Source organism: uncultured Bacteroides sp. (assembly GCF_902491285.1).
In the GTDB taxonomy this organism is placed as follows: domain Bacteria; phylum Bacteroidota; class Bacteroidia; order Bacteroidales; family Bacteroidaceae; genus Bacteroides.
The window spans coordinates 1-10,160 of the sequence record NZ_CABUHK010000125.1; the positions used below are offsets into that span (position 1 = coordinate 1).

8 protein-coding genes and 1 pseudogene are annotated in these 10,160 nt (G+C 47.2%); 1 reads left to right on the forward strand and 8 read right to left on the reverse strand.

The genetic code is table 11. The features are described 5' to 3' along the window. The first annotated feature begins 1 nt into the window (after position 1). Complete coding sequence (gene mobC / locus RDN93_RS20645; RefSeq protein ID WP_005776214.1) at positions 2-2,011, forward strand: conjugal transfer protein MobC; 2,010 nt, start codon at positions 2-4, stop codon at positions 2,009-2,011. A gap of 94 nt (positions 2,012-2,105) precedes the next feature. On the opposite strand, the gene RDN93_RS20650 is transcribed toward mobC, so the two are convergent. The 8 genes and pseudogenes from RDN93_RS20650 to RDN93_RS20685 form a co-directional block, all read right to left on the reverse strand. Beyond that, positions 2,106-2,519 (reverse strand): hypothetical protein, encoded by a 414-nt coding sequence (locus RDN93_RS20650; protein WP_005776215.1) that lies wholly within the window; start codon positions 2,517-2,519, stop codon positions 2,106-2,108. Positions 2,520-2,524: 5 nt separating this feature from the next. After that, entirely contained in the window at positions 2,525-3,979 is a 1,455-nt protein-coding gene (locus RDN93_RS20655) for an ATP-binding protein (RefSeq protein ID WP_221661807.1), read from the reverse strand. A 128-nt stretch (positions 3,980-4,107) separates the two neighbouring features. Beyond that, the gene (locus tag RDN93_RS20660; protein ID WP_048927471.1) at positions 4,108-4,719 is read right to left on the reverse strand and encodes an RteC domain-containing protein; all 612 of its coding nucleotides are present in this window, start codon (positions 4,717-4,719) and stop codon (positions 4,108-4,110) included. A 246-nt stretch (positions 4,720-4,965) separates the two neighbouring features. After that, positions 4,966-5,379 carry a hypothetical protein gene (locus RDN93_RS20665; RefSeq protein ID WP_004315319.1) on the reverse strand — a complete coding sequence of 138 codons (414 nt, stop codon included), beginning with the start codon at positions 5,377-5,379 and terminating at the stop codon, positions 4,966-4,968. 292 nt (positions 5,380-5,671) lie between these two features. Continuing rightward, positions 5,672-6,979, reverse strand: a complete 1,308-nt coding sequence (locus tag RDN93_RS20670) for a sigma-54 dependent transcriptional regulator (RefSeq protein ID WP_308747236.1) — start codon at positions 6,977-6,979, stop codon at positions 5,672-5,674. Then, a complete protein-coding gene (locus RDN93_RS20675; RefSeq protein WP_149990390.1) occupies positions 6,960-9,305 on the reverse strand; it encodes an ATP-binding protein in 2,346 nt (781 codons plus the stop codon). The genes RDN93_RS20670 and RDN93_RS20675 overlap by 20 nt, the downstream gene beginning before the upstream one ends. A 179-nt stretch (positions 9,306-9,484) precedes the next feature. Then, positions 9,485-10,078 (reverse strand): hypothetical protein, encoded by a 594-nt coding sequence (locus tag RDN93_RS20680; RefSeq protein WP_308747237.1) that lies wholly within the window; start codon positions 10,076-10,078, stop codon positions 9,485-9,487. Positions 10,079-10,082: 4 nt separating this feature from the next. Then, positions 10,083-10,160, reverse strand: a pseudogene (locus RDN93_RS20685) (alpha-amylase); the annotation flags it as partial.

Sequence of the window (10,160 nt, forward strand, 5' to 3'; positions counted from 1 at the left end):
TATGTCACAACAAGAAGACGATTTGAGGGCATTGGCGAAAATCATGGATTTTCTGCGTGCCGTGAGTATTATTTTAGTGGTCATGAACGTGTACTGGTTCTGTTATGAAGCCATACGGCTCTGGGGTGTGGACATCGGTGTGGTGGACAGGATACTGATGAACTTCAACCGCACGGCGGGGCTGTTCCGTTCCATCCTCTACACGAAACTATTTGCCGTCCTCCTGCTTGCCCTGTCCTGTCTGGGGACAAAGGGCGTGAAGGGCGAGAAAATCACGTGGGGGAAAATCTGGGCGGTCCTTGCCGTGGGCTTCGTGCTGTTCTTCCTCAACTGGTGGATACTGGCCCTGCCATTGCCGGTGGAGGCGGTGACGGGACTGTATATCCTGGCCGTTGGCGCGGGCTATGTATTCCTGCTGATGGGCGGTCTGTGGTTGAGCCGCCTGTTGAAGCACAACCTCATGGATGATGTGTTCAACAACGAGAACGAGAGCTTCATGCAGGAAACAAGGCTTATCGAAAGCGAGTATTCGGTCAATCTTCCGACACGGTTTTACTACAAAAAGCGTTGGAACAATGGCTGGATCAATGTCGTGAATCCTTTTAGGGCTTCCATCGTGTTGGGTACGCCGGGCAGCGGTAAATCCTATGCAGTGGTAAATAATTTCATCAAGCAGCAGATAGAAAAGGGCTTCTCGATGTATGTGTACGACTTCAAATTCAGCGACTTGTCCACGATAGCATACAACCATCTGCTGAACCACCCGGAGGGCTACAAGGTGAAACCGAAGTTTTATGTGATAAACTTCGATGACCCGCGACGTTCGCACCGTTGCAATCCCATTCACCCGGACTTCATGGAGGATATTACGGACGCTTATGAGAGTGCGTACACCATTATGCTCAACTTAAATAAAAGTTGGGTGCAAAAGCAGGGCGACTTTTTCGTAGAATCGCCCATCATCCTTTTCGCGGCTATTATCTGGTATCTCAAAATTTTCCAGAACGGCAAGTATTGTACATTCCCCCATGCGATTGAGTTCCTGAACCGCCGCTATGAGGATATTTTCCCGATACTGACCTCTTACCCGGAATTGGAAAACTATCTTTCTCCGTTCATGGACGCATGGCTCGGAGGGGCTGCGGAGCAGTTGATGGGGCAGATAGCAAGCGCGAAAATCCCTTTGTCAAGGATGATTTCCCCGCAGCTCTATTGGGTGATGTCGGACAGCGAGTTCACGCTGGACATCAACAATCCCGAAGAACCGAAAATACTCTGTGTGGGCAACAATCCCGACCGTCAGAATATCTACGGGGCCGCTCTCGGTCTGTATAACTCCCGTATCGTGAAACTCATCAACAAGAAAGGGATGCTGAAGTCGTCGGTCATCATCGACGAGCTGCCCACGATTTATTTCAAGGGGTTGGACAACCTTATCGCCACCGCGCGAAGCAACAAGGTTGCCGTGTGTCTGGGCTTTCAGGATTTCAGCCAGTTGGTGCGCGACTACGGTGATAAAGAAGCGAAGGTCGTGATGAACACCGTCGGCAATATCTTTTCCGGTCAGGTGGTGGGTGAAACCGCCAAGACGCTTTCCGAACGCTTCGGTAAGGTGTTGCAGAAACGGCAGTCCATTTCCATCAACCGGCAGGATGTTTCCACCTCCATCAACACGCAGATGGATTCACTCATCCCGCCGAGCAAGATTTCCGGCTTGACGCAGGGTATGTTTGTCGGTTCGGTATCCGACAACTTCAACGAGCGTATCGAGCAGAAGATTTTCCATTGCGAGATTGTCGTGGATGCCGAGAAGGTGAAGCGCGAGGAGAAAGCCTACAAGAAAATCCCCGTCATTACCGACTTTACGGACGGGGACGGCAACGACCGCATGAAGGAAACGGTTCAGGCGAATTACAGGCGCATCAAGGAGGAAGTGAAGCAGATTGTTCAAGAGGAACTGGAACGTATCGCAAATGATGAAAACTTGAAACACCTGTTGCAGCAGAAATAACAGATTCCTTTATATATGAAAAAGGGGATGTGTCAAAACACCCAAAATATGAAAATTACCCCTGTCACAGATATCTGTAGCAAGGGTAATTTTGTTAAAAAGAGAGTTTTGACACCCTCTTTTTATTCTCAGATTTGAGATGCTTGTTGATGGTGGTAATGGCAAGCATCAGCAAATAATTTTTCAGTTCTGTATCGTCTTTAAGCAGTATGCTGTATTCTTCGGCAAACATTCTCAACAGTCTGGTTCTGAGTTTCGACATTTCTTCACCGAAAGGTATCTGTCGGTTTTCTTGCCAATACTCAATCACTACGGAAGATACCAGCCACTTGAACTCGGATTTCATCTCTTTGCCGAGTTTCTTGAAGCGGATTTGTTCGCTAATTGGCGGCTCGTTGTATGGCATTATGTCTGCCGGGTCATAAACGGATATACTGCCGATACCATAATCCATGATTATCGGTAAATCAGTTTTTACATCATTCTTATGTTTCTTCTTTTTAGCCATACCCGTTATTGTTGCAGGAAACCTTTACCTTTATCAGTAAGATAGTATTTCTGTTGCGGACTCTTGGAGCCTATGGGATAAAGTGAAAGGACCAAACCGGAATTTATTGCCGGATGGATATAGTTCTTTAAGAAATTCCTTTTATCTTTCATTCCCGTTTTCTCCATGATTTCTTTAGCAGAGAGAGTGTTGTTCCCAATAGCAGACAACAGTTTTCCTAACTGTGGGGTTACTGTGGGGTTACTATAGGGGTGCTGTGGGGGTGCTGTGGGGTCTTGTCCTACTGTAGTTCTTGTATAATGAAACACAATCCATACAGCATTGCCGTCGGTATGAAACTCCGGATCCGGAATACCGACACGGCGACATTCGTTTACCATAAGGGCTATGCCACGTCCCCAACTCTCCAATACTGCACTTTTGTACAGCACATTGGCTACTATCAGATTTTGTGGTTCGGAATTGTGGCCACCCAACAGTTTCTCAATGGTAATATCAGGCGGAAATGTTCCGCTGTTTTCAATCTCCACGCGGTCATCATAGATAGCAATCCCGACTGAACTGCCGGGGCGATGGTAAACACGATGTGCAAAAGCATTTATGCAACATTCTCTCAATGCCTTATATGGCACATTCAGTTCCTCTTCTCTGTACAAACCTTCAATTTTACCGGAAAGGGACAAATGCTTGAAGAAAAATGCCATTGCAGCATCCAGCAAGTTGAATATATTGCCTGTCACACGCTGATTATCTAAAAATTCATCTTTTGTCGTTCCTTTGAACCGGGCTAAACGGAGCAGACATTGGGGATAATGGTAGAAGTTCCGTCCGAATAGGACAACGGAAGCATTGTTCAGCTTTCCATCATTCAACAAGTCAAATTTTTCAAGGATGGTTCGGACATCCTCCTGCATAGAACCTTCCGGCAAACGTCCGCCTCTGATTCCTCCACGTACTGCGCCCAAGATTGCCGTTTCGTCAAGGTCGGATATTTTCAAGCCGGGATTTTGCATGGAATCCCAAGCATAGGTTCCGCCTCGCTGCATAACCAACAGGTTGTATATACCCTGCGGCATGGCAGATGTAACGCTCTCTATCCGTTGATAAGCCCTCCCCTTATAGGTGAACGGGCGCATATATCGTTGTTCTTCCGCTGATAAAGCTATAACACTTTTGTTCGTTCCCGGAATGTCTGTATAGGATATATCAATGGTCGCAAACGGCTCGATTCGTCTGATGGTTTCCGCAATATCGCGCTTCGTCTTGTCGCTCACTTCCTGACCGATAATCTTTCCCTTGTCGGTTACACCGAACAGCACCGTGCCGCCCGTACCGTTCAGGAAGGCACAAAGAGTTTCCATTCCACGCTCCAACTGCCCGGTAGTTTCTTTGAACTCAACTGTCCCGCCTTCGGCTCCGGCAATCAGTCCATTCAATATTTCGAGGTTATCTATTTTCATCCGTCATTGATTAATACTTGCAAAGTTAATGATTTTAATCGGCTTTCCGGCAGATAATAGAGTGATTGTAAATGAAGAAGGATAAGAAACCGTATAATCCGGCCGCTTATCCTTTGTTTGGCATTCGTTTATCTCCTCATCCGCTCCAATTCATCGTCATGTCGCATCTTCGCGTTCAGTTTGTCCTGCATCTTTTCAAGGAAGTAGGTGCGACTGTCGCTTTTCCTGCGTTTGATGTCCGTATAGAAGCGGTAGCAGTCTTTGGACTCCACACCGAAAAAGGAATAGAGGACAGGAGCAAGCTCTTTCAGCGAAGCCTTGCCGCCATTGATGCAGCCGGTGGCGTAGAGGGCATAGATTAGTTCTACCAACTCGACGGCATTACCGGTCCATTGCAAGGCTGGGACTGTGGCTTTGGTTTCGGATGTGGATGTTAGTGGTGGCACGGAGGTAATTGCAGAAGCGGATACCATCTTCTGCATCTTTCGGATGAAGGATAACGCCTTGCGGATATACACAGTGACGACATTCTCCTCCGATGCCGACAAGTTCTGCGGATGGTGCTGTAATTCGATTTCGGCAAAAGCCAACGCCACAATAATATGCTTGGCATCATTGCCGCCGTAGCACAGGTTTATTACTTCCTGCACGAATCCGCCGTATGCCGTTTCCGTGCTACCGTTGTCTTTTCCGTTTATCATGGCGAAAAACTGTGTTTCCGCCAATATGAGATGGTTCATTATCTTTTCTGTTTTGAGGGTTTACACTTGTTTATCAGTGTGCGCACACTGATATATGGTGCAAATCATAGCCCTAAACACGAGAAAAGATTGTGAGAAAATTGTACTACATTGTTTTTCAGAAAGATAAAATTCAAAAATAATTTTATCCTTGATTGCATCCCTTGTGAAATGTGTTCAGATTCTGAACATGTGTTCACTTTCTGAGCACGGAAATCCCGCCAAGATGTTCATAATCTGAACATTTTATGCCCGTGGCTCTTTATGATAGGTAAGCCGGATTACTCCGTCCCTATAAGTTTTGTTCTCCATAAGCCGCCAGTCATTCATAGGTAGTGCTGACTTGAAAAAATGCGCTCCGTTTCCGTCGATGGTTGGAACAACGTATAGTATGATTTCATCTATCACGTTCATCCGTAACAGTCCGTTGGCATATTCGGTATTCCCGGCAGTTACTTCCAACAAATGACAAATGCTTCCACCTTCCTCCCTCCATTCTTGAAGCACGGATACCGAATAGTCGGATGTCAGCTTATACAGGGCATTGGCACGTATTTCATCCATACCGTAATCTTCGGTTTGAAGCAACCGCTTCCGGGGATGCAGTTTCATCGGACAGCCATCTATTGAGATAACGGCAAGTAATTGTATTTTCGCCATAACGTATTTTCTTTCCTTTTTGGCGAGGCAAAAAAGTAGCGTGCAATTCACACTACTTTCAAGCGATGGCTCTGGTAAAGCCTTTACGGAGAGTACGTGAATGCACGCTATGCGTAAGCATAGCATAAGCATCACGCAATCGTCTCCGTAGTTTCAATTTACCAGATTTTCGCTCGAAACGCCTTGCGGTCTTATGTCTATATCATCGGCGAAAAGTTACCCGATCGCCTGCTATTTTCTGAAATACAATTGCAAAGTTAATCAATTATTGCCATTTACAGCCATACTCCGGTCAGTTTTCTTCATTCAATCCATGCTCTACCAATTTATTATACAGCGTTGTCCTGCCGATACCCAGTATCTTTGCAGCCATTTTCTTGTTACCGGCTGCTTGTTTCAAAGCACGCAGGATACGTCCTCTTTCTTCATCCCCGCTCTTCAATGTAAAACAAGCGGAAGTAGCGGACGGTTCATTGTCAAGTTCCAAATCGGCTTCGGTTATCATATCGCCTTCTGATTGCAGGACTGCCGTCTGTATCTTCTGTTTCAACTCGCGCACGTTGCCCGGCCACGCATGGGCGAGCAGGGCATTACGGGCAGATGCGGCAAACCCTTTTACTTCACGTTCCAACTCACGGTTTGCCATTTCACGGAAGAACTCGGCCAATGGCATGATGTCTTCCGGGCAGTCGCGCAAGGGCGGCATGGTTATCACATACTCCTGCAAGCGATAGAGCAAATCCTGCCGGAACCGCTTTTCCGTTACGGCTTTCTGCAAATCCTCGTTGGTTGCAGCCACTATCCTCACGTTGGCTGTTTTGTCCTCCTTTGCACCGACGGGACGGTAACGGCGTTCCTGTATGGCGCGGAGCAGCATCTGTTGCATCTCCATTGTTAGGTTGCCCACTTCGTCAAGGAACAGCGTGCCGCCATCCGCTTCCAGAAAATACCCCGTCTTGTTTGCTTCGGCACCAGTAAACGCACCCTTGACGTGTCCGAAGAAGGCGGATTGTATCAATGACGGGGACAAGGCTCCGCAGTCCACTGCCACAAAAGGTTTATCGGCAAGTTTGCTTTGTTGGTGTATATGTTGTGCGATATGTTCCTTGCCCGTACCGTTCTCGCCCAGTATCAGCACGCTCATCCGGGTGGTGGCTACAAGGCGCACACGTTTCTTGATTTTCTGATAGGCTTCGCCCTGCCGGACGAATATCGGAATGTTCCATTGTAGTCGCTTTTCATGTTCTTTTTGCAGGGTGCGGATAAGCGGTATCAGTTTATCCTCCAACAACTGTTTCTGTATGTAATCCTTTGAGCCGAGCTTCATACTTTCCACTGCCGTATGCACCTCCCCGTAATTGGTCATAACGATAAACACCTGCTGTTTGTCGTTGGCACGCATCCACCGTAACAACTCTATGCTTTCACCGTCGGGGAGGCGTAGGTCGGCAACGACAATATCATCCACCTCTGACTTTGCCAATAGTTTCTTGGCAGTGGCAAGATTATATGCCGACATAGTATCGAAGCTGTCTTTCTTCAGCAGGTTGCAGACATAATCGTTATAGACGGGGTTGTCCTCAATCACAAATACTTTCATCCGACAACCTCCTTTCCTTTTGCGCAAGTTCTATGATAACTGTTCCCATACGAAGCATGGCATCCACGCATTTCCGCAATTCCATTTCGGAACATTCAGATTCTTGATGCAGCAGTTCATACAGGTTCCACAAGGGTTTGTCAGCACGGATAACAGCCCATGAACTTCGCTGACGGTGTATCCATTCGTCCAACGCCTTGCGGTCATTCCTCTCCATGATTTCCCGGACAGCCTGCATATCCTTTTCTGTTTCGGTTATCAAACGGTCGAGCATCGCCCGTTTGTCACCATATGCAAGCAGAGAGGACAAGTCGGGAAGTTCATCCTTGTCCGTACTTGTCAAAAGGCATTTGTCTGATACAGCAACCAGTTCGGAAATGGAAAATGGCTTGAACAGGCAGGCGGTAAATCCATTTTCCAACAGCTCCTCTTCGCTGCAACTGCCGGAGGCGGTCGCCACGACAATGGGAATCTCTTTCGAGTTGCTGACACTTGACGAGCGTAACAACTCCAACACCTCATAGCCGTTAATCTCCGGCATCTTCATATCGGTTATCATGAGGTCGTATGTGTGCTGCCGCATGGCTTCCATTGCATCGCCAATAGTGGTGAACGTGTCGCAATGCACACCTATACCAGCATACATTTCCTTTGTCATGGATAATACCATCGGATTGTCGTCCAATACGATGACAGAATAAGGTCTTTCTATATGAGCCAGACTTTCTGCGGCTGTCTGTTCTTCAATACCAATATCGGCAGTGTTCATTGGCAACTCCACAGTAAAACGACTGCCTTCTCCTTTTTCGCTTTCCAAGCGTATAGTGCCGCCAAGCATCCCGACTATCTGTTTCACAATGCTTAACCCCAATCCGAAACCGTCTTGCGTGGCGGCGTTGGAAAGCCGCTCGAACGCTCCGAACACTCGCTGTTGTTCTTCCGCACTCATGCCGGTTCCGGTGTCCTCTACTACAAGGGTCAGCCTATTGCCGTCATAGCTTATGACAAGTGAAACGCTTCCGGCATTCGTGAACTTGACGGCATTGCCCAGCAGGTTGTCGCATATCTGTATGATGCGCTCCTTGTCGCCATTCAGGATAATACCCTCCGGGCACTCGATGGTAAGTTTAAGATCTTTTGCTTCTGCTTGTTGCGTAAACTCCGTTTGCAACAGCTCCGCGATGTTTTCCAAACGAAACGGACGGACATTCGCCTGTTCCTTGCCGCTGTCCAAGCGGAAGAAGTCAAGCAGGGAGTTGAGCATGTCGGTCATTCTCTTGGAGGCTTGCAGGATATTGTCCGCATAACCGCTTATCTTTTCTTCTTCGTTGTCCTGCATCAGTTCCGCATATCCATGTATGGCAGTCAGTGGTGTGCGTAGCTCGTGGGTGATGGTGTGCATCGCTTTCTTGCGTGAGGCTATCAACGATTCGTTTTGTTTTACGGACTTTTGCAGTTGCCCGATTAAATCTGTTGTCTTACGTTTGTACTGCTTGATGCGGGTGGCATAGCGGTGAATGATGATGTATGAAATAATGAGCAACAGCAGCATGACACCCGTTATGATACCTACCTGCAAGAACGACTTTTCACGCATAGCGGATATTTCCGCCTCACGTTCCTGCAAGTCAGCCTGCACCTTGTGGTCCATCTGCTGGATAAGGGTTTGCAGTTGGCGGTTCAGTTCCGCATTGCGGCTGGCAAGGCTGTCGGCATATTCCGACAGACGATGGCTCTGGGCACGTTGTTGCGCTATCATATCACGGTTCAGTGTGTAGAGCATCGTGGTGGTCGTCGTCGGAGGTGCTTCCTGTTTCTTGCCGAACAACCCGAGAAAACCTTTCCTCCTCTGTTTCTTCGGCTCTTCCTGCCTGCTCGTTTGCACTATCACCGGCACCTGCTTGGCTATCCGGCGGTTGATGTCCGCCTGTTGTTCCAGAGCTTCCATGATGGCGCACAGCCGCTTTTCCTTGTCCTCCAGCAAGTGGCGCACGCTGTCTATGCGCACCGATTCGTAATGGCTCTTGAAGCGGCAAAGCATACTATCCACCGTCATCCGTTGCCGCCGGTATGCCGCCACATCCTTATCGTCCCATTCCAGCACCGACTCGCCCAAAAGTGACAATTCCACCACACCCACATACGCATCGTGTGTTTCCTTGCGGAAGCGGTTGATTTCACGGTTCTCCCGTTCCAGCAACTCCAAGTCGCGCCATTCTCCGAGCCACGTGCAGATGATGCCGCCCACCAGCAGGACTATCAACAGATAGCCTGCGGCAAGCAGCTTGCGGAAATGCTTGGTAGTGGTAACGAATTGTTCGCTCATTTGCTGTTTGTGTAAATACCGTTATTTAAAATACGCATATAGGTCGTGGAACTTCGCAGGTTCATGGATGAGAATGGCGGCCATGCTGCCTATGACCGCCACCAGAATTATATATCCGAATAGAATTCTACTCCTCAATGAAACAACCATTCTTCCCTTATTTACAATTGTTATAATTATTAAGGCATCTGACCACCGGCGATAGGTGGAATTTCTGTTAGTATGGGATTTCTCGGGATTGAGTTAAAAATTCTTTGGCCACGTATGGCTTGACTTGGAGGAGCGTTTTCATTTACATCAAGCCGATAACATCTATCGTTAAATGTTATAATTCCCCAAATACCAATGGTTCCTGGGATTCTCGCCAATCCTTCAGTAGGTTTAAAAAGAACAACATTATCTATTATTAGATTTTTAACCGCCCGATTCCATGATGTTTTAATACTATTGTTAGGCGTTGGAATATGAGCAACATACCTAATGCCATTGTGCCTAAAACTGGCCATATAACACCCCGAAAAACCTGAACTTAAAGTATCTATGCCATTTGAAGCAACGACTGCTATTCCATCCGCAATATATATGACACAGGCATAGTCTAATCTAAGAAAACGATAGTTACGGGTATATCCTTTTATTTGAAATGTCAAATTACTTTGCGTGGCAATCGGAGGGGTCAAACCTACATTATAAATATTTTGATAATGAAACCGTGCAATATTTGTCATTACTGCTCGACTGTTTGGCAATCTTAATGCTTGAATCAAATTCATATATTTACTTACTGTTACTTTCGTTTGTTATAGGCTCGATACATGATGCCATTATATCCATCAGTTTAGACAGACCTTCGGT